The organism is Serratia sp. ID 25-353 (assembly GCF_054792795.1).
In genome coordinates this window covers 1,001,974-1,023,783 of sequence record NZ_CM139236.1, presented here as the reverse complement: position 1 = coordinate 1,023,783, position 21,810 = coordinate 1,001,974, and the positions used below count along the sequence as shown (strand labels likewise).

25 protein-coding genes and 1 pseudogene are annotated in these 21,810 nt (G+C 63.0%); 18 read left to right on the top strand and 8 right to left on the bottom strand.

The window, feature by feature from the left end:
- From paaA to paaY, 13 genes are all read left to right on the top strand, one after another.
- Complete coding sequence (paaA, locus tag ACYF6X_RS04890) at positions 1 to 939, top strand: 1,2-phenylacetyl-CoA epoxidase subunit PaaA (RefSeq protein ID WP_063990394.1); 939 nt, start codon at positions 1 to 3, stop codon at positions 937 to 939.
- Between the two features lie 21 nt (positions 940 to 960).
- Positions 961 to 1,248 carry a 1,2-phenylacetyl-CoA epoxidase subunit PaaB gene (gene paaB, locus ACYF6X_RS04885; protein ID WP_004935173.1) on the top strand — a complete coding sequence of 96 codons (288 nt, stop codon included), beginning with the start codon at positions 961 to 963 and terminating at the stop codon, positions 1,246 to 1,248.
- Positions 1,249 to 1,256: 8 nt separating this feature from the next.
- The gene (gene paaC, locus ACYF6X_RS04880; RefSeq protein ID WP_063990395.1) at positions 1,257 to 2,015 is read left to right on the top strand and encodes a 1,2-phenylacetyl-CoA epoxidase subunit PaaC; all 759 of its coding nucleotides are present in this window, start codon (positions 1,257 to 1,259) and stop codon (positions 2,013 to 2,015) included.
- Between the two features lie 9 nt (positions 2,016 to 2,024).
- Entirely contained in the window at positions 2,025 to 2,522 is a 498-nt protein-coding gene (gene paaD, locus ACYF6X_RS04875) for a 1,2-phenylacetyl-CoA epoxidase subunit PaaD (protein ID WP_033653577.1), read from the top strand.
- 13 nt (positions 2,523 to 2,535) lie between these two features.
- Complete coding sequence (paaE, locus tag ACYF6X_RS04870) at positions 2,536 to 3,594, top strand: 1,2-phenylacetyl-CoA epoxidase subunit PaaE (RefSeq protein ID WP_130017231.1); 1,059 nt, start codon at positions 2,536 to 2,538, stop codon at positions 3,592 to 3,594.
- Positions 3,595 to 3,602: 8 nt separating this feature from the next.
- On the top strand, positions 3,603 to 4,376 hold the full coding sequence (gene paaF / locus ACYF6X_RS04865; RefSeq protein WP_130017230.1) for a 2,3-dehydroadipyl-CoA hydratase PaaF: 774 nt from the start codon (positions 3,603 to 3,605) through the stop codon (positions 4,374 to 4,376).
- A gap of 3 nt (positions 4,377 to 4,379) precedes the next feature.
- Entirely contained in the window at positions 4,380 to 5,171 is a 792-nt protein-coding gene (gene paaG, locus ACYF6X_RS04860) for a 2-(1,2-epoxy-1,2-dihydrophenyl)acetyl-CoA isomerase PaaG (protein ID WP_063990398.1), read from the top strand.
- A gap of 2 nt (positions 5,172 to 5,173) precedes the next feature.
- The gene (locus ACYF6X_RS04855) at positions 5,174 to 6,703 is read left to right on the top strand and encodes a 3-hydroxyacyl-CoA dehydrogenase (RefSeq protein ID WP_130017229.1); all 1,530 of its coding nucleotides are present in this window, start codon (positions 5,174 to 5,176) and stop codon (positions 6,701 to 6,703) included.
- Positions 6,700 to 7,140, top strand: coding sequence for a hydroxyphenylacetyl-CoA thioesterase PaaI (paaI, locus tag ACYF6X_RS04850; RefSeq protein WP_060419004.1), 441 nt, complete (start codon positions 6,700 to 6,702; stop codon positions 7,138 to 7,140). The genes ACYF6X_RS04855 and paaI overlap by 4 nt, the downstream gene beginning before the upstream one ends.
- Complete coding sequence (gene pcaF / locus ACYF6X_RS04845) at positions 7,137 to 8,342, top strand: 3-oxoadipyl-CoA thiolase (RefSeq protein ID WP_063990400.1); 1,206 nt, start codon at positions 7,137 to 7,139, stop codon at positions 8,340 to 8,342. Before paaI ends, pcaF begins: the two co-directional genes overlap by 4 nt.
- Before the next feature lie 15 nt (positions 8,343 to 8,357).
- Positions 8,358 to 9,665, top strand: a complete 1,308-nt coding sequence (gene paaK / locus ACYF6X_RS04840) for a phenylacetate--CoA ligase PaaK (RefSeq protein ID WP_033635108.1) — start codon at positions 8,358 to 8,360, stop codon at positions 9,663 to 9,665.
- Positions 9,666 to 9,744: 79 nt separating this feature from the next.
- Positions 9,745 to 10,683 (top strand): phenylacetic acid degradation operon negative regulatory protein PaaX, encoded by a 939-nt coding sequence (paaX, locus tag ACYF6X_RS04835; RefSeq protein ID WP_063990401.1) that lies wholly within the window; start codon positions 9,745 to 9,747, stop codon positions 10,681 to 10,683.
- Between the two features lie 12 nt (positions 10,684 to 10,695).
- A complete protein-coding gene (gene paaY / locus ACYF6X_RS04830; protein WP_060420568.1) occupies positions 10,696 to 11,292 on the top strand; it encodes a phenylacetic acid degradation protein PaaY in 597 nt (198 codons plus the stop codon).
- A gap of 59 nt (positions 11,293 to 11,351) precedes the next feature.
- On the opposite strand, the gene ACYF6X_RS04825 is transcribed toward paaY, so the two are convergent.
- The 7 genes and pseudogenes from ACYF6X_RS04825 to ACYF6X_RS04795 form a co-directional block, all read right to left on the bottom strand.
- Positions 11,352 to 11,762, bottom strand: coding sequence for a putative T6SS immunity periplasmic lipoprotein (locus ACYF6X_RS04825; RefSeq protein WP_130017228.1), 411 nt, complete (start codon positions 11,760 to 11,762; stop codon positions 11,352 to 11,354).
- Between the two features lie 2 nt (positions 11,763 to 11,764).
- Entirely contained in the window at positions 11,765 to 12,310 is a 546-nt protein-coding gene (locus ACYF6X_RS04820) for a hypothetical protein (RefSeq protein WP_063990403.1), read from the bottom strand.
- A 120-nt stretch (positions 12,311 to 12,430) separates the two neighbouring features.
- Positions 12,431 to 13,828 carry an amino acid permease gene (locus tag ACYF6X_RS04815; RefSeq protein WP_107226440.1) on the bottom strand — a complete coding sequence of 466 codons (1,398 nt, stop codon included), beginning with the start codon at positions 13,826 to 13,828 and terminating at the stop codon, positions 12,431 to 12,433.
- A gap of 20 nt (positions 13,829 to 13,848) precedes the next feature.
- Positions 13,849 to 15,036 (bottom strand): amino acid aminotransferase, encoded by a 1,188-nt coding sequence (locus tag ACYF6X_RS04810; RefSeq protein WP_130017227.1) that lies wholly within the window; start codon positions 15,034 to 15,036, stop codon positions 13,849 to 13,851.
- Between the two features lie 58 nt (positions 15,037 to 15,094).
- Positions 15,095 to 15,466, bottom strand: a complete 372-nt coding sequence (locus tag ACYF6X_RS04805) for a RidA family protein (RefSeq protein ID WP_063990406.1) — start codon at positions 15,464 to 15,466, stop codon at positions 15,095 to 15,097.
- Between the two features lies 1 nt (position 15,467).
- A complete protein-coding gene (locus ACYF6X_RS04800; RefSeq protein ID WP_130017226.1) occupies positions 15,468 to 16,265 on the bottom strand; it encodes an alpha/beta hydrolase in 798 nt (265 codons plus the stop codon).
- Positions 16,266 to 16,412: 147 nt separating this feature from the next.
- A pseudogene (locus tag ACYF6X_RS04795) lies at positions 16,413 to 17,316 on the bottom strand (LysR family transcriptional regulator).
- A 99-nt stretch (positions 17,317 to 17,415) separates the two neighbouring features.
- On the opposite strand from ACYF6X_RS04795, the gene ACYF6X_RS04790 reads away from it, so the two are divergent.
- Positions 17,416 to 18,033, top strand: coding sequence for a glutathione S-transferase family protein (locus ACYF6X_RS04790; RefSeq protein ID WP_130017225.1), 618 nt, complete (start codon positions 17,416 to 17,418; stop codon positions 18,031 to 18,033).
- Between the two features lie 4 nt (positions 18,034 to 18,037).
- Positions 18,038 to 18,952 carry a pyridoxamine 5'-phosphate oxidase family protein gene (locus ACYF6X_RS04785; RefSeq protein WP_130017224.1) on the top strand — a complete coding sequence of 305 codons (915 nt, stop codon included), beginning with the start codon at positions 18,038 to 18,040 and terminating at the stop codon, positions 18,950 to 18,952.
- Positions 18,953 to 18,990: 38 nt separating this feature from the next.
- On the opposite strand, the gene ACYF6X_RS04780 is transcribed toward ACYF6X_RS04785, so the two are convergent.
- Positions 18,991 to 19,206 (bottom strand): glycogen synthesis protein, encoded by a 216-nt coding sequence (locus ACYF6X_RS04780; protein WP_049201387.1) that lies wholly within the window; start codon positions 19,204 to 19,206, stop codon positions 18,991 to 18,993.
- A 211-nt stretch (positions 19,207 to 19,417) separates the two neighbouring features.
- On the opposite strand from ACYF6X_RS04780, the gene gabD reads away from it, so the two are divergent.
- From gabD to ACYF6X_RS04765, 3 genes are all read left to right on the top strand, one after another.
- A complete protein-coding gene (gabD, locus tag ACYF6X_RS04775; protein ID WP_130017223.1) occupies positions 19,418 to 20,893 on the top strand; it encodes an NADP-dependent succinate-semialdehyde dehydrogenase in 1,476 nt (491 codons plus the stop codon).
- A 106-nt stretch (positions 20,894 to 20,999) separates the two neighbouring features.
- Positions 21,000 to 21,413 (top strand): GyrI-like domain-containing protein, encoded by a 414-nt coding sequence (locus ACYF6X_RS04770; protein WP_130017222.1) that lies wholly within the window; start codon positions 21,000 to 21,002, stop codon positions 21,411 to 21,413.
- A gap of 22 nt (positions 21,414 to 21,435) precedes the next feature.
- On the top strand, positions 21,436 to 21,804 hold the full coding sequence (locus tag ACYF6X_RS04765) for a glyoxalase superfamily protein (RefSeq protein WP_165384357.1): 369 nt from the start codon (positions 21,436 to 21,438) through the stop codon (positions 21,802 to 21,804).
- The last annotated feature ends 6 nt before the right edge of the window (positions 21,805 to 21,810 follow it).

Below are 21,810 nucleotides of genomic sequence, written 5' to 3'. Positions count from 1 at the left end.
ATGATAACTGAAGCACAGTATCAGCAGCATTTCGACGACAAGATCGCGGCGGATATCGCCATTGAGGCCAAAGACTGGATGCCGGACGCCTACCGTCAGAATCTGATTCGGCAGATCGGCCAACACGCCCACTCGGAAGTCATCGGCATGCTGCCGGAAGCCAACTGGCTGACGCGCGCCCCCACGCTGCGCCGCAAGGCGGTGCTGCTGGCCAAAGTGCAGGACGAAGCCGGCCACGGTCTGTATCTCTACAGCGCCGCCGAGACCCTCGGCTGTTCGCGCCAGGACATCTACCAAAAGATGCTCGACGGCAAGATGAAGTACTCCTCTATCTTCAATTACCCCACGCTCAACTGGGCGGATATCGGCGTGATCGGCTGGCTGGTCGACGGCGCCGCCATCGTCAACCAGGTGGCGCTGTGCCGCGCGTCCTACGGCCCCTATGCGCGGGCGATGGTGAAGATTTGCAAAGAGGAAAGTTTCCACCAGCGCCAGGGCTACGAGGCGGTCATGGCGATGGCCAACGGCAGCGACACGCAGCGCGCCATGCTGCAGGACGCCATCGATCGCTTCTGGTGGCCGGTGCTGATGATGTTCGGCCCGAGCGACGCCGACTCCCCCCACAGCGCCCAAAGCATGGCGTGGAAGATCAAACGCCACAGCAACGATGAGCTGCGGCAGAAGTTCGTCGACAACACCGTGCCGCAGCTTGAAGCGCTGGGCATGACGGCGCCGGATCCTGATCTGCACTGGGACGCCGCTGCGGGCCACTATCGTTTCGGCGAAATCGACTGGAGCGAGCTGCATGAGGTGATCAAAGGGCGCGGCCAATGCAACCACGAACGCCTGCAGGCCAAACGCCGCGCCTGGGAAGACGGCGCCTGGGTGCGCGACGGCGCCATGGCCCACGCCGCGAAAAACGCCGCCTCCGCCGCATAGCCAACATAAGGAACCGAGATCATGAGCCACGTTGAATGGCCGCTGTATGAAGTGTTTATCCGCAGCAAACAAGGGCTGGCGCATCGCCACGTCGGCAGCCTGCACGCTGCCGACGATCAAATGGCGCTGGAAAATGCCCGCGACGCCTATACGCGCCGCAACGAAGGCTGCTCGATCTGGGTGGTACAGTCGCGCCACCTGATCGCCTCGCAGCCGGAAGATCGCGGCGCGTTCTTCGATCCGTCCGAAGACAAGATCTACCGTCATCCGACGTTTTACACCATTCCCGACGGCATCAAGAACATGTAGAGGCGACCATGACGGTTAACGATCCGCGCATCAGCTATTTGCTCCGCCAGGGCGACACGCCTTTGATCCTCGCCCAGCGCCTGTGCGCCTGGTGCGGCCACGCGCCCGAGCTGGAAATCGATCTGGCGTTGGCCAACATCGGGCTCGATCTGCTCGGCCAGGCGCGCAACTTTCTGGGTTACGCCGCCGAACTGGCCGGCCCGCCCTGCAGCGAAGACAGCCTGGCCTTCGGCCGCGACGAGCGCCAGTTTCATAACCTGCTGTTGGCGGAGCAGCCGAACGGCGGTTTCAACGACACGCTGGTGCGTCAGTTCCTGCTCGATGCCTACCATGTACAGCTGCACCAGGCGCTGAGCCGCAGCCGCGATGCGCAGATCGCCGCCATCGCCGCCAAGTCATTGAAGGAGGCCGATTATCACCTGCGCTTCAGCCACGGCTGGATGATCCGCCTGGGCGACGGCAACGACGTCAGCCACCGCAAGATCCAGCAATCGCTGGATAACCTGTGGCGCTTCACCGCCGAGCTGTTCCACGCCGACGCGCTGGAGCTGGAACTGGCGCAACAAGGCATCGCCGTCGATCCGCGCGAACTGCAGGCCCCCTGGCAAGCGCAGGTGGAAGAGACGCTGCGCCAGGCGACGCTGGCGCTGCCTGCCGAACAGGCGTTCCGGCACGGCGGCAAGCAAGGCCGGCACAGCGAACACCTCGGCCCGCTGCTGGCGGAAATGCAGTTCCTGCAGCGCGCCTATCCAAACGGTCAATGGTAGGAGGCCGCGATGAACGTCACCCGTTTGCAACCCGCCGAAATCCCGCAGATTTGGCACTGCCTGCAGCAGATCAGCGATCCCGAACTGCCGGTGCTGTCGATCACTGATTTGGGCATGGTGCGCGACGTGGCGCGCGACGGCGCGGGCTGGCGCGTGACCTTCACCCCGACATACTCCGGCTGCCCGGCCACCGAATTTCTGCTCAACGCCATCGAACAGCGGCTGGCGGCCGCCGGCTTCAGCCCGGTGCAGGTGGACATTCGCCTCAGCCCGGCCTGGACCACCGACTGGATGAACGCCGACGCCCGCGAGCGGCTGCGGCAATACGGCGTCGCGCCACCGCAGGGGCACACCTGCGATCGGCCGCACGCCCACGGCCCGGTAGCCTGCCCGCGCTGCGGCAGCACCCACAGCGAGAAGATCAGCGAGTTCGGCTCCACCGCCTGTAAAGCGCTGTACCGCTGCTGCGACTGCCGGGAACCGTTCGATTATTTCAAATGCATATAGGAGCGCTGACACCATGACGGTCTTTCATCGCCTGAACGTCGCCGCCATCGAGCGCGAAACGCCGGACGCTGTAGCCATCACCCTGCGGGTGCCCGAAGAGCTGCAAAACCAATACCGCTATACCCCCGGCCAGCACCTGACGCTCAAGGCGTTGGTCAACGGCGAAGAGCTGCGGCGTTGCTACTCCATCTGCAGTTCGCCGCAGGAAGGCCTGCTGCAGATCGGCGTGAAGGCGATTGACCAGGGGCGCTTCTCCGGCTTCGTCAACCGCATGCTGAAGGTCGGCGACGCGCTGGAGGTGATGGTGCCTCAGGGGCGCTTCGGCTACCAGCCGCAGGCAGAGCGCCACGGCAACTACCTGGCGATCGCCGCCGGCTCCGGCATCACGCCGATGCTGTCGATCATCAAGGCGACGCTGCTGCTCGAACCGGGCAGCAGCTTCACCCTGATCTACGGCAACCGCAACAGCCGTTCGATGATGTTCAAAGAGGCGCTGTCGGATCTGAAAAACCGCTACCCGCAACGTTTTCAGCCGCTGTATCTGTTCAGCCAGGAAAGTCTCGACAGCCCGTTGCTCAGCGGCCGCATCGACCGTGAACGCCTGACGGCGATCGGCGGCGCGCTGCTGGATTTCCGCGACTATGACCACGCCTTTATCTGCGGGCCGGAATCGATGATGGACGACGCGCAAACCGTACTGGAACAGGCCGGCGTCCCGGCCGACCACATCCACAGCGAACGCTTCAACACCAGCGGCCTGGTCGCCCGCCCGCGAAGCAGCGGCGATCGCAACGCCACCCGGGTGGCGATCCTGCTTGACGGCCGCCGGTTGGATATCGAGGTCGGCGAACAGGACGACAGCATTCTCGACGCCGCGCTGCGCCAGGGCGCCGACCTGCCCTACGCCTGCAAAGGCGGCGTATGCGCCACCTGCAAATGCCGTCTGAAGGCCGGCCAGGTGGAGATGAGCGTCAACTACAGCCTGGAGCCGGATCAGTTGGCGGCGGGCTACGTATTGAGCTGCCAGTCGTGGCCGAAAGGCGACGGCGTGGTATTGGACTTCGACGTCTAGGAGCCGTGATGGACACCCCCTTTATTTTGCATCAGCAGCAGCACCGCGTGGTCACGCTGACGCTGCATCGCCCGGAGGCGCGTAACGCCCTGAGCACGCCGTGCCTGGAACAGCTGGTTGCCCGGCTGGAGCAGGCCGACGCCGACAGCGGCGTGGGCGCCGTGGTGATCGCCGGCGCGGCGCGCTTCTTCGCCGCCGGTGCCGATCTGCGCGAACTGCAACAGCAGGATCTGCCGGCCGCGCTGGCGGATCGCCGTCCGCAGCTGTGGCAGCGTCTGGCGCAGTTCAGCAAGCCGCTGCTGGCGGCGGTGAACGGTTATGCCCTGGGCGCCGGCTGCGAGCTGGCGCTGGCCTGCGACATCGTCATCGGCGGCGAAAGCGCCCGCTTCGGCCTGCCGGAGATCACCCTCGGCCTGATGCCGGGCGCCGGAGGCACCCAGCGCCTGATCCGCTGCGTCGGCAAGTCGTGCGCCAGCCAGATGGTGCTGACCGGTGAGCCCATCGATGCCCGCACCGCGCTGCAGGCCGGCCTGATCAGCGAAGTGTGCGTCGATGCCCTGACGCTGGAACGCACACAGCAGATGGCCGATCGCATCAGCCGTCACGCGCCGTTGGCGCTGCGCGCCGCCAAACAGGCGCTGAAACAGGCCGAGGAAACCGGCCTTAGCCAGGGGCTGGCGATGGAGCGTCAGCAGTTCGTCACCCTGGCCGCCACCGACGATCGCCGCGAAGGCATCGCCGCCTTTTTCGAAAAACGTACGCCAAACTATCAGGGGCGCTGATTTATGGATAACGCATTGATTCTCAGCCATCTCGACGCCGGCGTGTTGACGCTGACCCTCAACCGGCCGGATCGGCTCAACAGCTTTAACGATGAGATGCATCGCCAGCTGAGCGAAGCGCTGACGCAAGCCGAGCGCGACGACAGCGTACGCTGCCTGCTGATCGCCGGTGCCGGGCGCGGTTTCTGCGCCGGGCAGGATCTCAACGATCGCAACGTCAGCGCCGATCAGCAGGCGCCGGATCTCGGCCTGTCGGTCGAACGTTTTTACAACCCCCTGATCCGTCGCCTGACCGCCCTGCCGAAGCCGGTGGTATGCGCAGTCAACGGCGTGGCGGCCGGCGCCGGCGCCGCGCTGGCCCTGGCGTGCGATATCGTCATCGCCGCCGACAATGCCAGCTTCATTCAGTCGTTCTGCCGTCTGGGGCTGGTGCCTGACTCCGGCGGCAGCTGGTTCCTGCCGCGGCTGGCCGGCCACGCCCGCGCGATGGGCATGGCCTTACTGGGTGACAAAATCAGCGCCCAACAGGCGCTGGCGTGGGGCATGATCTGGCAGGTGGTGCCGGCGGATGAATTGGCCGACCGCACGCAAACGCTGGCACGCCATCTGGCCACCCAGCCGACCTACGGCCTGGGGCTGATCAAGAAAGCCCTCTACAGCTCGGCCACCAACAGCCTCGATCAGCAGCTCGATCTGGAGCGCGATCTGCAACGCCTGGGCGGCCGCAGCGACGACTATCGCGAAGGCGTCAGCGCGTTCTTTGCCAAACGCACGCCAAACTTCAGCGGGAAATAGCCATGAACGCGCCCCTTCTTAACGGCCAGGTGGCGGTGATCGGCGCCGGCACCATGGGCATCGGCATCGCCCAGGTGGCCGCCGCCGCCGGCCACCCGGTGCGGCTGTTCGACATCGCGCCCGCCGCCGCCCAGCGCGCGATCGACGATCTCGCTCGCCGCCTGCGCCAGCGGGTTAACGGCGGCAAGGCCGACGCCGCGATCACCGAAGCCCTGCTGGCGCGTCTCGAGCGCGCCGACTCGCTCGATCAACTGGCCGACTGCACGCTGGTGATTGAAGCGGTGGCGGAAAATCTGGCGATCAAACAGGGTCTGTTCCGCGATCTGGAGGCGCTCTGCTCGCCCACGGCGCTGTTCGCCAGCAATACCTCCTCGCTGTCGATCACCGCCATCGCCGGGGCACTGCAGCACCCGGCACGCATGGCCGGGCTGCACTTCTTCAACCCGGCGCCGCTGATGAAGCTGGTGGAGATCGTCAGCGGTCTGGAGACCGGCGCCGAGACCCTCGCCGCGCTGCAGGCCCTGGCGCAGCGCTGGGGTAAGCAAAGCGTCGTGTGCCGCTCGACGCCGGGGTTTATCGTCAACCGCGTGGCGCGGCCGTTCTATGCCGAAACCCTGCGCGCGCTGGAGGAACGGGTGGCCGACGCCGCCACGCTGGACGCGGTCTTGCGCGACGCCGGCGGTTTCGCCATGGGCCCGCTGCAGTTGACCGATCTGATCGGCCAGGACGTCAATTACGCCGTGACCGACTCGGTGTATCAGGCCTTCTATCAGGATCCGCGCTTCACTCCCTCACTGGTGCAACAGGAGCTGGTGGCCGCCGGGCGCCTCGGCCGCAAGTCCGGCCGCGGTTTCTACCGCTACGACGCACCGCGATCCGCCACCGAGATCGCCTTTGCGTCACCGGCGCAGGCCGCGCTGCCGCTACACGTTACGCTGCACGGCGACTGGTCTTCGCTGGCCGATTTGGCGGAACTGTTGATCGAAAATGCGGGGGCGATCAAACAACCCGGCCAGACCAGCCCGCACGTCACGATCGACGACGTTACACTGATGTTAACTAATGGTAAAACCGCCGGCCAACTGGCCGACGAACGTGGAACACCCGTGGTGCTGTTCGATCTCTGTGCCGACTATGCGCACGCCCCCGCCATCGCCATCAGCTGCGCGGCGCAAAACGATGCGCAACACAATGCCAAAGCGATTCGCCTGCTGCAGTCCCTCGGCAAGCAGGTCATTCCGTTGCCGGATTACCCCGGCCTGCTGACGATGCGCACCCTGGCCATGCTGGCCAACGAAGCGCTCGACGTGGTGAACAAAGGCGTCGCCAGCGCCGAAGATACCGATCTGGCGATGCTGCGCGGCGTCAACTATCCGCGCGGGCCGCTGGCCTGGGGCGCCGCGCTCGGCTGGCACCACATTCTGACGACGCTGGAAAACCTGCAACGCTATTACGGCGAAGCGCGCTATCGCCCGATGCCGCTGCTGCGCCGCTACGCTTCCCCCGCCTCTTTCCCAGGAGCCGAACGATGAACGCCAATACGCCGCGCGCGCTGGCTCAGCGCTGCGCCGAACAGATGTTTCAGCAAGATACCTGCGCTCAGGCGATGGGGATGCACATCGACGCCGTCGATGCCGGGTACGCTCAGGTCAGCATGACCGTCGGCCCGCAGATGCTCAACGGCCACCAGACCTGCCACGGCGGCCAGCTGTTCAGCCTGGCGGACACCGCCTTCGCCTACGCCTGCAACAGCCAGGGGCTGGCGGCGGTGGCCTCCGGCTGCAGCATCGACTTCGTCCGCCCGGCGCTGGCCGGCGACCGCCTCACCGCCAGCGCGGAGATGCGCCATCAGGGCAAAGCCACCGGGCTGTATGACGTCGAGATCGTTAACCAACTGGGCAAAACCGTCGCCTGGTTCCGCGGCCGCGCGCACCGCCTCGGTCACAGCATTTTAGGAGATCAGGCATGAATCAGGCATTTATCTGCGACGGCGTGCGCACCCCGATCGGCCGCTATGGCGGCGCGCTGGCCCAGGTGCGCGCCGACGACCTCGCCGCCCTGCCGCTGCGCGTGCTGTTGGAACGCCATCCGCAGGTGGATTGGGCGCAGCTGGACGACGTGATCCTCGGCTGCGCCAACCAGGCCGGGGAAGACAACCGCAATCTGGCACGCATGGCGCTGCTGCTGGCCGGCGTGCCGATCGGCGTGTCCGGCACCACGGTGAACCGCCTGTGCGGTTCGGGCCTGGATGCGCTGGCAATGGCGGCGCGCAGCATCAAAGCCGGCGACGCCGGGCTGCTGCTGGCGGGCGGCGCGGAATCGATGACCCGTGCGCCGCTGGTGATGGGCAAGGCCGACAGCGCCTTCAGCCGCCAGGCGCAGCTGTACGACACCACCCTCGGCTGGCGCTTCGTCAATCCGCGGATGCAGGCCGAGTTCGGCACCGATTCGATGCCGGAGACCGCCGAAAACGTCGCGGCGCAGTTCAACATCAGCCGTGCCGATCAGGACGCCTTTGCGCTGCGCAGCCAGCAGCGTGCCGCCCGGGCGCAGGCGCTGGGCCACCTGGCGCAGGAGATAGCGCCCGTCAGTCTCACCGGCAAAAAAGGCGCGGTGACGCTGTTTAGCCAGGATGAACACCCGCGCGCCGACACCACCTTTGATCAGCTGCAGGCGCTGAAACCCCCGTTCCGTCAGCCCGGCAGCGTCACCGCCGGCAACGCCTCGGGCCTGAACGACGGTGCGGCGGCCCTGATCGTCGCCTCCGAAGCGATGGCCGCGCGCCAGGGGCTGACGCCGCGCGCGCGCATCGTTGCCACCGCCACCTGCGGCGTGGAGCCACGGCTGATGGGTATTGGTCCGCTGCCGGCCACCCGCAAGGTGCTGGAAATCGCCGGGCTGAGCCTGGCGCAGATGGACGTTATCGAACTGAACGAAGCGTTCGCCGCCCAGGCGTTGGCGGTGATGCGCCAGCTTGGCTTGCCGGACGATGCCCCGCAGGTCAACCCCAACGGCGGCGCGATCGCTCTGGGGCATCCGCTGGGCATGAGCGGCGCGCGCCTGGCGCTGGCCGCCCTGTTTGAACTGGAACGGCGAGCCGGCCGCTACGCGCTTTGCACCATGTGCATCGGCGTCGGCCAAGGCATCGCCATGATCATTGAGCGTGTCTGACCCCTGAGGCTAACCATGACAATAAATCCACAGCCCCTCGAAACGATCGAATTCGCCTCGCGCGATGAGATTGAAGCGTTGCAGTTGGCGCGTCTGAAGTGGACGCTGCACCACGCCTACGACAATGTACCGATGTACAAACGCAAATTCGACCAGGCCGGCGTGCACCCCGACGATCTCAAACAGCTGAGCGATCTGGCGCGCTTCCCCTACACCACCAAGCAGGATCTGCGCGACAACTACCCGTTCGACACCTTCGCGGTGCCGATGGAACAGGTGGTGCGCATCCACGCCTCCTCGGGCACCACCGGCCGCCCGACGGTGGTGGGTTACACCCAGCGCGACATCGATAACTGGGCCGATATCGTCGCCCGATGCCTGCGCGCCGGCGGCGCCACCGCCAAAGACAAGGTGCACGTCGCCTACGGTTACGGCCTGTTCACCGGCGGCCTGGGTGCGCACTACGGCGCGGAGCGGCTCGGCGCGACGGTGATCCCGATGTCCGGCGGCCAGACGGAACGCCAGGCGCAGCTGATCCTCGATTTCAAACCCGACATCATCATGGTGACGCCGTCCTATTGCCTGACGCTGATCGACGAGTTGGAGCGCAAGATGGGCGGCGACGCGCGCGGCTGCTCGCTGCGGCTCGGCGTGTTCGGCGCCGAACCCTGGACCGAAGCCCTGCGCCACGAGATCGAAACCCGCATGGGCATCAAGGCGCTGGATATTTACGGCCTGTCGGAAGTGATGGGGCCGGGCGTGGCGATGGAGTGTCTGGAAAGCGGCGGCGGCCCTACCATTTGGGAAGACCACTTCCTGCCGGAGATCATCTGCCCGGAAACCGGCGTCGCCCTGCCGGACGGCGAGCACGGCGAACTGGTGTTCACCACCCTGACCAAAGAGGCGCTGCCGGTAATCCGCTACCGCACCCGCGATCTCACCCGGCTGCTGCCGGGCGACGCGCGCCAGATGCGCCGCATGGGCAAGATCACCGGCCGCTCCGACGACATGCTGATCATCCGCGGCGTCAACGTCTTCCCGTCGCAGGTGGAAGAGCAGATCATGCAGTTCGAGCAGCTGTCGCCGCACTACCAGCTGCAGGTCAGCCGCAGCGGACACCTGGACACGCTGGCAGTGCGCGTCGAGCTCAAGGAGTCGGCGCTCAGCCTCAGTCACCAGCAGCGTTGCGACATCTGCCACCAGCTGCGCCACCACATCAAATCGATCGTGGGCGTCAGCACCGACGTCAGCATCGCCAACTGCGGCGATATTCCGCGCTCGGAAGGCAAAGCGCAGCGCGTGGTCGATTTGCGGCCGCGCTGAGGCGCACGGCGTCACGGATGACGCCGCCCCAAATTAGGCGTAATGTTATGGCTCATCGAAGGCTAACCCATGGAAAAATATGGAACATAAACTGGATGAGTTCATTCGCCATGCCATCGACGCGCAGCCGATCAGCGGCACCTCGCTGATCATTTCGCTGTACGGCGACGCGCTCAGCCACCGCGGCGGCGAAGTGTGGCTCGGCAGCCTGAGCGCGCTGCTGGAGGCCTTCGGCTTCGGCGATCGCTTCGTGCGCACCTCGGTGTTCCGCCTGCAGAAAGAGGGGTGGCTGGCGGTGGAGAAAATAGGCCGCCGCAGCTTCTACCGCGTGACCGAGCAGGGAATGCGCCAGTTCCGCCATGCCGAATCGAAAATCTATCTGCGCGAGCAGCCCGCCTGGGACGGCAAGTGGGAGCTGTTGCTGCTGGAAACCGCCGAAAAAAACGCGCGCGCGCGGCTGAAAAAAGAGCTGGGCTGGCTCGGGTTCGGGCAAATCGCCAGCAACCTGATGGCCGCCCCCACCCATGCGCAAACCGACGTGACGGCGCTGCTCGGCGAGCTGAACGCCAGCGAGCAGGTGATTTATTTCCGCGCCGATTATCCCTACAACCGCTCCGAGCAAACCCTGCAGAAATTGGTGGCCGACTGCTGGTCGCTAAGCGAAGTGGCGGCCGGCTATCACGAGTTTATCGTCTCATTCCGGCCGCTGATGGCGCTGCTGCGCGAAGTCGACCCGGCGGCGCTGACGCCGCTGCGCTGTTTCCAGATTAAGCTATTATTGATTCACTTCTTCCGTCGCGTAGTGTTGAAAGATCCGCTGCTGCCGGACGCGCTGCTGCCCACGCAGTGGGAGGGCCAGATCGCCCGCAACCTGTGCATCAATCTTTATCAGCAGGTCGATCGCGCCGCGACGGAATACGTCAGCGCGCTGGCGGAAACCACCATCGGCGCCCTGCCCGCGCCGGCTGCCGGCTACTATCGGCGCTTCGGCGGCCTGCCGCGCGACCCTACATTTTAAGGAACTCACGCTATGCCTGTGTATCAGATTGACGGCCTGACGCCGGTCGTCGACCCCAGCAGTTATGTGCACCCGACGGCGGTGCTGATCGGCGACGTGATCGTCGGTAAACACGTGTACATCGGCCCGAATGCCAGCCTGCGCGGCGATTTTGGCCGCCTGGTGATCTGCGACGGCGCCAACATTCAGGACAACTGCGTGATGCACGGCTTCCCGCAGCAGGACACGGTGGTGGAAGAAGACGGCCATATCGGCCACGGCGCCATCCTGCACGGCTGCCGCATTCGCCGCAATGCGATGGTGGGCATGAACGCGGTGGTGATGGACGGCGCGGAGATCGGCGAGAACACCATCATCGGCGCAATGGCGTTCGTCAAAGCCGCGGCGGTGATCGAAGCCAACAAGCTGGTGGTCGGCAGCCCGGCGCGCGTGCTGCGCGATCTGACCGAACAGGAATTGGCCTGGAAGATCGCCGGCACCCGCGAGTATCAGGATCTGGTACAGCGCTGCAAATCCTCGCTGCACGAAGTGGCGCCGCTGACCGAAATCGAACCGGGCCGCCAACGCCTGAGCTTCGGCGACCACCTGATCCCGAAAAGCCAGCTGTAATCCCAGGAAATGACGCGGGCCTTCCGACCGTTAACTTGATTCAGATAGCCTGAAACAGGCTATCTGATCTGTTCAACTTTCAAGCCCCCCGATTCACGGTATAACCGGAATGACGAGCTAAAGTTCCGTCCACCTGATTGACCTTCCCCTTTAAAGAAAGTCTCAGTCAGGAACCCGTAGGTATGTCCTTCCTTGAACGGATAACCGAAATCAGGCACGCACGAGTCTTGCGATAAAAGGAGAGGTTGGCTTTCATTTACATCAAAATATTTTCTAAACGCTTCATTCTCTTTATCCGCTTCTACGATCTGGATCCCATTTAGATACTCATGACTTTTCGCGGGCACCTGCAGGCATACCTTATCATCGACCACACTCACCTTTGCGGCCTGAATATCGAGAATCCTTGACTCACACGCTGACAACATCAGAATGGAACAAAGCGTCGCCAGGTATTTCCTCTTTTCCATTATCATTTCACTCCTTGCAGAAAGCGGAACAGCGTTTTGCGATACCTTGTCGCTAACGTATTTTGATCTGAAACACCTTGATAAGTGACCACCGGCCAAGCCTTACGCCGCTGGATATTCCATTCACGGTAGCCATAGGCCTGCAAAACATAGTAATCAGCAATAATCTGAGCCTGCTGCTCAAGCCCATAGTCCAATAACGCTCTGTCATCCAATCGATAGGTATAATCAGCTGCCCAACTGAACATTCCCCGAGCTCTTACCCACATACCTTTCTGATGCTGCCATACGTGCATCATTTCATGAATAAATAGATGCCTGATATCAACGGTTGATTCAGCGCCAAAATCCGGGGAATACAGCTCTTTTCTGAAAAACAATTCGCCATTAGGCGTCATAGCCGTTCCACGCCTTTGTAAGCCAAAAGGAAGATAGCTAGCGCAATGTATCCACACACGCGGATAAGCTATCTCCCCACCAAAAACCGTTCTTGCTAAAGCAATCTCTTTCAACGTTAGCTGTCTGAGCGATCCTTCTTCCTTTTGCATGCGCTATCCTTTATCCCTGTACGCTAAAACCACAAACCTCATGTTAAAAAACCGCCTTTTCAGACTAACAGTACATTACCCCTCCGTTTTGAGCACGCCATAACCGTATCAGCCTATCGATTACTCCACCTCAGGCGCTTTGAACGGCGACGGCGCAGCCGCACGGCGGCTCTGGAAGTGATAAGCCACCACCAGCAGTAAAGTGAACGGAATACCGAACCACAGCGTCATGCGGAAGAATTCGGTAAACGCCGTCGAGATCATCAACGCCGCCATCAGCCCGGCGCCCAGCAAGGTGGTATAGGGGAATCCCCACATGCGGAACTTCAGGTGGGTCTGTCGATGCCGGCGGCGGAAGAACAGGTGGGTGACGAAAATCATCAGCCAGGTAAAGCAGGCGCCATACACTGAAATAGACATCATGGCGGCGAACGACGTGTCCGGTGCCACCAGGCTCAGCACGATAGACACCACGATGCCGATGCACGACATCGCCAGCGCATTGACCGGAATGCCGCGCCGGCTGACGCGCCCCAACGCTGCAGGTGCCTGCCCGGCGCGCGACAGCGAGAACATCATGCGGGTGGTGATATACAGCTGGCTGTTCATCGCCGACAGCGCCGCCACCAGCACGATAAAGTTGAAAATACCGGCGGCGGCGGGTAGATGGATCACGTTCATCGCCATCAGGAACGGACTCTCGCCGGTGCCGGACTGGCGCCAGGGCACGATGGCCAGCATCAGGGCGATCGACAGCATGTAGAAGATGAACAGCCGCACGATGGTGCCCTTGAACGCCGCCTTCACCGCAATCACCGGATTTTTCGCCTCGCCGGCGGCCACCGCGATCATTTCAATGCTCAGGTAGCTGAAGATAGAAACGATCACCGCGAACCACATGCCCTTGACGCCAAACGGCATAAAACCGCCGGCGGTCAGGTTGCGCAAGCCGTAGGCCGGGTTGCCCGAGAACGCCAGAATGCCGATGCCGATCAGAATGAACGCCACGATCGCCGTCACTTTGACGGTGGACAGCGCGTATTCCACCTGGCCGAACGACTTCACGCCGATCACATTGACGACGATCACCGCCGCCGAGAACAGCAGTACCCACGGCCAGGTCGGCGTCGCCGGGAACCAGAACTGCATGTACATGCCGATGGCGGTAACTTCGGTGCCCACCGCCAGCACCACGCAAGACCAGTAGGAGTAACGCACCAGAAAACCGAACAGCGGGCCGAGATAGAATTCGGCGTAGTCACCGAACGAGCCGGGCGTCGGGTGTTCGGAGGTCATTTCCGCCAGGCTGCCCATCAACAGCAGCGCAATAACGCCGCCGATCAGGTAGCTCAGCAATACCGACGGCCCCGCCATCTGAATGGCGTAGGCACTGCCGAGAAACAGCCCGGTGCCGATGGCGCCGCCGATCGCCAGCATCGACATCTGCCCGGCGGTAAGATGCTTGTTCAACCCGCCCTGACGGCGGGCGATATGCTCAAAATCATTCATCTGTGGCATGGCTGTGTTCCCGAGCGGAGTTAGGCGGTACGGGTGACGTCGAGAATGGCGGCGGTCACGTAGTCGATATTGCCGGGGTTGAGCCCCGGCAGGCACATGCGGCCGGGCGAAACCAGATAGATGGCGTAGCGCTGTCGCAGGGTCTGCAGCTGCGCTTCGTTCAGGCCGGTATAGCTGAACATGCCGCGCTGATCGCGTATGCGCCGGTGATCCAGCGAAGAACCGCCCCGCGCCAGGCTGGCGGCCAGCTGCTCACGCATCTGCTTGATGCGCACGCGCATTTCCGCCAGCTCATTGCGCCAAAGCTCACCGAGTTCGGCGTCGCCGAGCAGGGTTTCCACGATCTGGCTGCCGTGCGTCGGCGGGCAGGAGTAGCTGCGACGGATCAGCGTTTTTAACGCGCCTTTGACGTTGGCGGCGTTTTCCGCATCGGCGCAGCGCACCGACAGCGCACCCAACCGCTGGCCGTACAGCGCCACGTTTTTGGAAAACGAGTTACAGACCAAAAACGGCAGCTCGGTTTTCAGCGCTTCGCGCAACGCAAAGCAGTCTTCCTCCAGCCCGTCGCCAAAGCCCTGATAGGCAATATCGAACAGCGGCAACAGGTTACGCCGTTGCAGCACGGCGAGCGTGGCGCGCCACTGCTCCGCCGTCAGATCGGTGCCGGTCGGGTTATGGCAGCAAGGATGCAACAGGACGACGCTGCCCGGCGGCAGGCTGTCCAGCGCGTCGAGCATGGCGGCAAAACGCAGGCCGCCCGCCGCTTCGTCAAAGTAGGGATAGGTATTCACCCGCAGCCCGGCCCCTTCGAAAATCGCCCAATGATTGGCCCAGGTGGGATCGGACACCCAAATGTCACTGCGCGCCAGAAAGTGGCGCAAAAAATCCGCCGCCAACTTTAGCGCACCGGAGCCGCCGACGGTCTGCACCGTGGCGATCTCGGCCGCCGGCCGCTCACCGAACAGCAGCGCCTGCACCTGGCGAGCGAACTGCGGCGAACCTTCGATCGGCGGATAGCCGTGCGGACGGCGCAGCGCCAGCAACCGCTGCTCGGCGGCCTCGACCACCCGCATCAACGGAATATTTCCCTGTTGGTCGTAATAGAGCCCAATGCCTAAATTCACTTTTTTCGGATTGGGGTCCTGTAAATAGGCTTCCATCAGCGACATAATAGGATCGGCTGCGGAAGGTGCAATCTGTTTAAACATGACGCATCCTTAACTCGTTATTGAATTAATATGAAGACGGACTTAATGAGAAATTAAATCAAGCGATGGCGCTGACGGTAATTTCTATTTTCATTCCCGGCACCACCAACTTTTCGACAATAACCGTGGAGCGATTGGGATAAGGATAACTAAAGTATTTCCGGTAAATATCATCGAGCAATTTAACGTCGTTGACGTCGGTGAGATAAACGATCACCTGCAGCACCTTATCGCTGTGGCTGCCCGCCGCCTTCAGCGTCTGCGCCAGGTTGTCAAAGGTTAACGTAATCTGTTGCTCAGGCGCGCCGGTCTCGATGCTGCCGTCCGCCCGCACCGGGCCGTGTGCGGTGAACAGCATGCCGCCGCCCCGGGTAGCCCAGGAAAAAGGCTGGCCGATGTTCGGCAGCCCGGTCTCTACGATCTCGCGCATGTCAGTGGTTCCCGTACTGGTCAAGTTGGCGAAGCAGCGCGCCGTCGGCGGCGAACAACGCATCCAGAATGGTGAAATGATTGGCGCCGGGCACCGCGACCAGATCGGCCGGCAGCCCGCGTTGGCACAGCGCCGCGTGATAGTGCTGCGACTGGCCGATCAGCTCCGGCAGCTCCAATGCGCCGTAATACAGCGTGAGCGGCTTACTGCACGCCGGCAGGTGGCGCGCCGGACTGAGCGTTTCAATCTGCCGCGCGGTCAGCTGCAGCGCCCGATTGACATAGCTCTCTTGCAGCGGCGCCAGTTCGAACAGGCCGCTGATGGGAAAGACCGCATCCACCAACGCATGCTGCTGCCAAAATGCCGCCAGATGCCCGCCGGCGGAATGGCCGCACAGATGCACCGGATGGGCATAGTGCGGCGGCAGACGGCGCTGAATGGCATCAAGCGCCGCCCCCACCTGGCGACAAATGGCGTCAAGATTAACCGCCGGCGCCAGCGCATACTCCACCAGCACCACGTCAAAACCCAACGCCAACGGCCCGGCGGCGATAAAGGCGAAATCCGCCTTATCGCAGAATTGCCAATAGCCGCCGTGAATAAAAATTAACGTCCCCTGGTGCTGTTTTGCAGAATAGATCCAATCAACCGTCTCGCGTTCGCTTTCGCCATACGCAATATTTTTTTCATGTTTTGCCTGATGATAAATAGCCGCACTGCGGGTTTGGAATGAAGCTAAAATAGCGTCTTCATTATTCACCGTGGCACCGTTGTCATAACTCCCCGCAAGTTGTTTCATATATTAAACTTCGTTTATTATTTAAGATATGAATTAACTATTAGCACCCGCAACATTATTGTCAAGACGAGCACATCAGCAATGCGCGCCCGGTAAAATAAAACAACACGGGCGGCGAAAAAGTTTAACCCATGAAACTTTTTGCGCTTATTTTCCCCGCCCGTCCGGCTGAATTTGCGGCAATACGCTGAGCCGCTCAAACGCATAATCCCAAAAGGCGCGCACCTTCAGCGGCATGCGCTGCGCCTGCTGCGCCACCAGCTGTACCGGCATCGGCAACGGCTCATGATCCGCCAGCAGCCGTGCCGGCGGCCACATCGTCCGCCACCTGATACGAGAGCAGCCGGGCGATACCCTTGCCGGCGCGCACCGCCAGCAGTTGCGCTTCCACGTCGTTGAGCAACAGCCGGGGAGCCAAGCGCACCCGCTCGCCGTTTTCCTGCGGGCCGAAACGCCATTCGCGCAGCGACGGCCGCTGGGTGCCGACGATGGTGGCATGCTCCGCCAGCTGCGCCGGCGAGCGCGGCTCGCCGCAGCGCGCCAGGTAGGCCGGGCTGGCGACCGTCACCCGGCTGACCTGCCCCAGCCGCCGCGCTACGCGCGAAGAGTCTTGCAGATGGCCGATGCGCACCGCGATATCCAACCCTTCGTCAATCAGATCGAGATTGCGATCGTTCAACACCATTTCGATCTGCATCTGCGGGTAGTCATCAAGAAACGCCATCACCACCGGCGCCACGTAGCGGCGGCCGAACTGCACCGGCGAGGTGACGCGCAGCAAGCCGCTCAGCTGCGCTTCGGCGGTATCCTGTACCACCGCCTGATAATCCTGCAGCAGCTGTTGCGCGCGCTCCAGCAGCCGCACGCCCGCCTCGGTAGGCGCCAGCCGCCGGGTGGTGCGTTCCACCAGTCGGGTGCCGAACCGCTGTTCCAGCGCGGCGATCGCCCGGGTGATCGCCGGCGCCGAACGCCGCAGTTTGCGCCCGGCCCCCGCCAGGCTGCCCTGCTGCACCACCGCCACGAAGATGGCCAACTCGTCTAACCGATCCATAGACTCTTCCGAGAAGTGAAATTATCAATTTCCACATTGCCGGATTCCGCTCATTCACCGCAAGAGTATGCTGGAAAAAAAGCACTGAGGAGAAACGCCATGTCCACCATCACCCTCTACGGCACCCCGCTTTCCGGCCACGTTCACCGCGTGGCGTTGCTGCTGCGCATGCTGGCGCTGCCCTATGAATGGGTAGAAGCCTCGGCGGCGGTGCGGCAGAGCGCGGCCTTTCGCCGGCTCAACCCGTTCGGCCAGATCCCGGTTTTGCAGGACGGCGAGCTGACGCTGGCCGACAGCAACGCCATTCTGGTCTATCTGGTGAAACGCTATGCGCCGGACAGCCACTGGCTACCGGAACATCCGGTAGCGGCGGCGCAGGTGCAGGCCTGGCTTTCCAAAGCCGCCGGCGAAGTCCGCTACGGCCCAGCCTCCTGCCGACTGATCGCCCAGTTCGCGGTGCCGGAGGATTATCAGGTGGCGCGGGCAATCAGCGATCGTTTTCTGCCGCAGATGGAGCAGCACCTGAAGGAGCGCACCTATCTGGCCGGCGAACAGGCGAGCATCGCCGATTTGGCCTGCTACAGCTATGTGGCGGTCGCGGCCGAAGGCGGCATTTCGCTGGCGCCTTACCCCGCCATACGCCGCTGGGTGGCGAGCATCGTGGCGCTTCCCGGCTTCTTCGCCATGCCCCCACTGCCGGCACCTGCGGTGAGCTGACGCCATGATCCCGCAACGGTTTCACCCCGATGAGCTGCGCGCGCAGACGCTGGCCGGTTTCGATCGCGTGGGCGGCGGCATCTACCCCGCAATGCCGGATCAGCACCGCGCGTTTTTCGCCGCGTTGCCCTACCTGTTCGTCGCCACGCTGGATGACCAGGGCTGGCCCATCGCCACCCTGTTCAGCGGCCCGCCCGGATTTTTACGCTCGCCGGACGACACGCACCTGCGCATCAGCGCACCGCGCCGCAACGACGATCCCGCTCAGGCGCTGTTGCTGCCCGGCAAACCGGTCGGCGCGCTGGGGCTCGACTTCAGCAACCGGCGGCGCAATCGCGCCAACGGCACCGTCGGCCGCACCGACAAAAACCGGGTGGAGATCGTCGTTCACCAAAGCTTCGGCAACTGCCCGCAGTACATTCAGCGCCGCGAACTCTACCCGGTGGAGAGCCGGCCACAGCCGGTTGAGCATTTAGCGTCGCTCGATGCGGCGGCGCAGGCGCTGATCCGCACCGCGGATACCAGCTTCGTCGCCAGCGGCGCGCACCTGGAACTGGCGCAGGGCGGCGTCGATATTTCCCATCGCGGTGGGCGGCCCGGCTTTATCCATCTGGAAGGCGACACGCTGTGGATGCCGGACTTTCGCGGCAACCGCTATATGAATACGCTGGGCAACCTGCTGGCCGAACCACGGGCGGCGCTGCTGTTCATCGATTTCGATCGCGGTGACGTGCTGCATCTGCAAGGAAAAACGCAGATCCTCTGGCAGGCGGAAGGAGATCCCGGCGTTGAAGGGGCGGAACGCTATTGGCGGTTTGACGTTCACCGCGCCTGGCGTTTTGCGGCGGCGCTGCCATGGCGGGGACGCGATCTGGAGTATTCGCCGGCGACGCTGGCGACTGGAGTGTGGCACCGCTGAAATGAAAAGCCCCGCTGCGGCGGGGCTGAATCGGGAAATTACAGGCTGTGTTCGGCCGCCGCTGCGGCCTGATAAAGCTGACGAAAATAACTCAACCGCGCAAAGAACAGGCGGCTTTGCTGTTCCGACATATTGCCGGCCACCTGCCCGGCGTCAATCTGCCGCCCTTGCCATTCCATCAGGGCGATACTCGACGCCAAAAAATCCATTTCGCTGCCGTAGGCTGCGAGATGTCTGTCCACTGATTTCATCATTCGCACACTCCTTTTAATCACATCGAAAAGGGTCATATGCCTGCTCTTTCAGTATCGGCCCGACGGCGGATATTTTTTGTACAGAAGGTGCGCATGAAGAAAACGCTCATCTTGTCGCCACGCTGGCAAACGGCGACGGCAAAGTTTGCTAGGGTAAAGGGTAGCCGTATGGGATAGACCATTCTGTTGAACTCAGCAAAGGAAGAGACCAATGAGCACCAGCATCAGCGCTACCCTCAAGGATCCCACGCTGTTCCGCGAGGCCAATTACATCGACGGGCAATGGTTGCCGGCCACAGCAGGCAACACGATCGCCATCCATAATCCCGCCAACGGCGAGTTGGTCGGCCACGTGCCGGCCTTCGGCGCCGAAGAAACCGCGCGCGCCATCGCCGCCGCCAAAAAAGCACTGCCCGCCTGGCGTGCGCTGACCGCCAAAGAGCGCGCCGGCAAGTTGCGGCGGCTGTTTGAACTGATGATGGAAAATCAGGACGATCTGGCACGCATCATGACGGCGGAACAGGGCAAACCGCTGGCCGAAAGCCGCGGTGAAATCGCCTACGCCGCCTCCTTTATCGAATGGTTCGCCGAGGAAGGCAAGCGGGTCTACGGCGACACCATTCCGCAGCCGCAGGCCGGTCGCCGCATTATCGTGCAGAAAGAGCCGATCGGCGTGTTCGCCGCCATCACCCCGTGGAATTTCCCGGCGGCGATGATCACCCGCAAAGCCGGCCCCGGCTGGGCCGCCGGCTGTACCGGGGTGATCCGCCCCGCCAGCCAGACGCCGTTCTCGGCGCTGGCGATCGCCGTGCTGGCGGAGCGCGCCGGGCTGCCCGCCGGGGTGTGCAACGTGATCACCGGCCCCAGCAAGGGCATCGGCGGCGAACTCACCGCCAACCCGGATGTGCGTAAACTCTCCTTCACCGGCAGCACCGAAGTCGGCGCGCAGCTGCTGGCCCAGTGCGCGCCCACCATCAAGAAAACCAGCATGGAGCTGGGCGGCAACGCGCCGTTTATCGTATTCGACGACGCCGATCTGGACGCCGCCGTGGCCGGCGCGGTCGCCTCGAAATACCGCAACGCCGGCCAGACCTGCGTCTGCACCAACCGTTTTCTGGTGCAGGACGGCGTGTACGACGCCTTCGCCGCCAAACTGAAAGCCGCCGTCGCCAAGCTGAAAGTCGGCAACGGCCTGGATGACGGCGTCACCATCGGCCCGTTGATTAACCCGGACGCGGTGGAAAAAGTGCGCGAGCATATCGCCGACGCCGTCGAGCACGGCGCCTCGGTACTGCTGGGCGGGCAACCCGACGTGCTGGGCGGCAATTTCTTCACCCCGACCATTCTGACCGACGTACCGCGCACGGCGAAAATCTTCCGCGAGGAAACGTTCGGCCCGGTGGCCCCCCTGATCCGCTTCAATCAGGAAGCGGAAGCCATCGAACTGGCCAACGACACGCCGTTCGGCCTGGCCGCTTACTTCTACAGCCGCGACATCGGCCGGGTGATGCGCGTGGCCGAAGCGCTGGAGTACGGCATCGTTGGCATCAACGAAGGGCTGATTTCCACCGAGGTGGCACCGTTCGGCGGCATGAAGCACTCCGGTTTGGGCCGCGAAGGTTCGAAGTATGGCATCGAAGACTATCTCGAGATCAAATACCTCTGCCTTGGCGGTTTGGGCGCCTGATACGAGCGGCCCCCGCACCTGCGGGGGCCGCTATCTGGCACATCCGGGAAGCCTTTGCGACCTTTAGGCCTCTCGTTCGAACAGTTAGTTAAAAGGAATTTCCAGTATGCAACCTCTCGTGGTACAGCTGCCCGGTTTTTACGTCACCGGCCAAACGGTCAGAACCACCAATCAGGACGAAACCCGGCCCGAGACGGCAAAAATCCCGGCGCTGTGGTCAGACTTTTTCGCCACCTCGCCCGCCACGCCGGTCTATGGGGTCTACTCTAACTACGCCTCCGACGCCGGCGGGCCGTTTGACGTCACCGCCGGCAGCGCGGCACAGAACGGTTTACACATCCAACCCGGCCGCTATCTGGTGTTCCAGGCCCGTGGCGCCATGCCGGCGGCGGTCATCGCAGGCTGGCAAGCCATCTGGGCCTACTTCGAGCAACACTCGGAAATCGAACGCCGCTTCCTGACCGACTTCGAAGCCTATACCGGCCCCGAGGCGGTCGATATCCATATCGGCTGCCGCTAACGTAACAGTGAGATCGACGATGATCACTTTCTCCCCCGCCATTCCGATCCTGCGCATTTTTGCGGTCGACAAGGCCAAAGAGTTTTATCTGGACTTTCTCGGTTTCACGCTGGAGTGGGAGCACCGTTTCAGCGAAGATCTGCCGCTGTACATGCAGGTGACCCGCGCCGGATTGACGCTGCACCTGAGCGAACACTATGGCGACAGCACGCCCGGCGCCGCTATTTTTATCCCGGTGCACGATATCGATGCGCTGCACCGGGAGCTCACGGCCAAAAACTACCGCTATGCCCGGCCGGGGTTGGAGGTTGTCGACTGGGGCAAAGAGCTGAACCTGACCGATCCGTTCGGCAACCGCCTGCGGTTTTGCGAGCAGAGCCACGAGGCCTGAGCAGCC

Bases quoted from the DNA above. Each gene is read 5' to 3' on its own strand.
- ACYF6X_RS04790 (WP_130017225.1), top strand. From the start codon at position 17,416: ATGTCCACCATCACCCTCTACGGCACCCCGCTTTCCGGCCACGTTCAC.
- gabD (WP_130017223.1), top strand. From the start codon at position 19,418: ATGAGCACCAGCATCAGCGCTACCCTCAAGGATCCCACGCTGTTCCGC.
- ACYF6X_RS04780 (WP_049201387.1), bottom strand. From the start codon at position 19,206: ATGATGAAATCAGTGGACAGACATCTCGCAGCCTACGGCAGCGAAATG.
- paaY (WP_060420568.1), top strand. From the start codon at position 10,696: ATGCCTGTGTATCAGATTGACGGCCTGACGCCGGTCGTCGACCCCAGC.
- ACYF6X_RS04820 (WP_063990403.1), bottom strand. From the start codon at position 12,310: ATGCAAAAGGAAGAAGGATCGCTCAGACAGCTAACGTTGAAAGAGATT.
- ACYF6X_RS04805 (WP_063990406.1), bottom strand. From the start codon at position 15,466: ATGCGCGAGATCGTAGAGACCGGGCTGCCGAACATCGGCCAGCCTTTT.
- ACYF6X_RS04770 (WP_130017222.1), top strand. From the start codon at position 21,000: ATGCAACCTCTCGTGGTACAGCTGCCCGGTTTTTACGTCACCGGCCAA.
- paaX (WP_063990401.1), top strand. From the start codon at position 9,745: ATGGAACATAAACTGGATGAGTTCATTCGCCATGCCATCGACGCGCAG.
- ACYF6X_RS04810 (WP_130017227.1), bottom strand. From the start codon at position 15,036: ATGTTTAAACAGATTGCACCTTCCGCAGCCGATCCTATTATGTCGCTG.
- paaF (WP_130017230.1), top strand. From the start codon at position 3,603: ATGGACACCCCCTTTATTTTGCATCAGCAGCAGCACCGCGTGGTCACG.
- ACYF6X_RS04785 (WP_130017224.1), top strand. From the start codon at position 18,038: ATGATCCCGCAACGGTTTCACCCCGATGAGCTGCGCGCGCAGACGCTG.
- paaE (WP_130017231.1), top strand. From the start codon at position 2,536: ATGACGGTCTTTCATCGCCTGAACGTCGCCGCCATCGAGCGCGAAACG.
- ACYF6X_RS04855 (WP_130017229.1), top strand. From the start codon at position 5,174: ATGAACGCGCCCCTTCTTAACGGCCAGGTGGCGGTGATCGGCGCCGGC.
- paaA (WP_063990394.1), top strand. From the start codon at position 1: ATGATAACTGAAGCACAGTATCAGCAGCATTTCGACGACAAGATCGCG.
- paaG (WP_063990398.1), top strand. From the start codon at position 4,380: ATGGATAACGCATTGATTCTCAGCCATCTCGACGCCGGCGTGTTGACG.
- paaK (WP_033635108.1), top strand. From the start codon at position 8,358: ATGACAATAAATCCACAGCCCCTCGAAACGATCGAATTCGCCTCGCGC.
- ACYF6X_RS04825 (WP_130017228.1), bottom strand. From the start codon at position 11,762: ATGGAAAAGAGGAAATACCTGGCGACGCTTTGTTCCATTCTGATGTTG.
- paaD (WP_033653577.1), top strand. From the start codon at position 2,025: ATGAACGTCACCCGTTTGCAACCCGCCGAAATCCCGCAGATTTGGCAC.
- paaI (WP_060419004.1), top strand. From the start codon at position 6,700: ATGAACGCCAATACGCCGCGCGCGCTGGCTCAGCGCTGCGCCGAACAG.
- ACYF6X_RS04815 (WP_107226440.1), bottom strand. From the start codon at position 13,828: ATGCCACAGATGAATGATTTTGAGCATATCGCCCGCCGTCAGGGCGGG.
- ACYF6X_RS04800 (WP_130017226.1), bottom strand. From the start codon at position 16,265: ATGAAACAACTTGCGGGGAGTTATGACAACGGTGCCACGGTGAATAAT.
- paaC (WP_063990395.1), top strand. From the start codon at position 1,257: ATGACGGTTAACGATCCGCGCATCAGCTATTTGCTCCGCCAGGGCGAC.
- paaB (WP_004935173.1), top strand. From the start codon at position 961: ATGAGCCACGTTGAATGGCCGCTGTATGAAGTGTTTATCCGCAGCAAA.
- pcaF (WP_063990400.1), top strand. From the start codon at position 7,137: ATGAATCAGGCATTTATCTGCGACGGCGTGCGCACCCCGATCGGCCGC.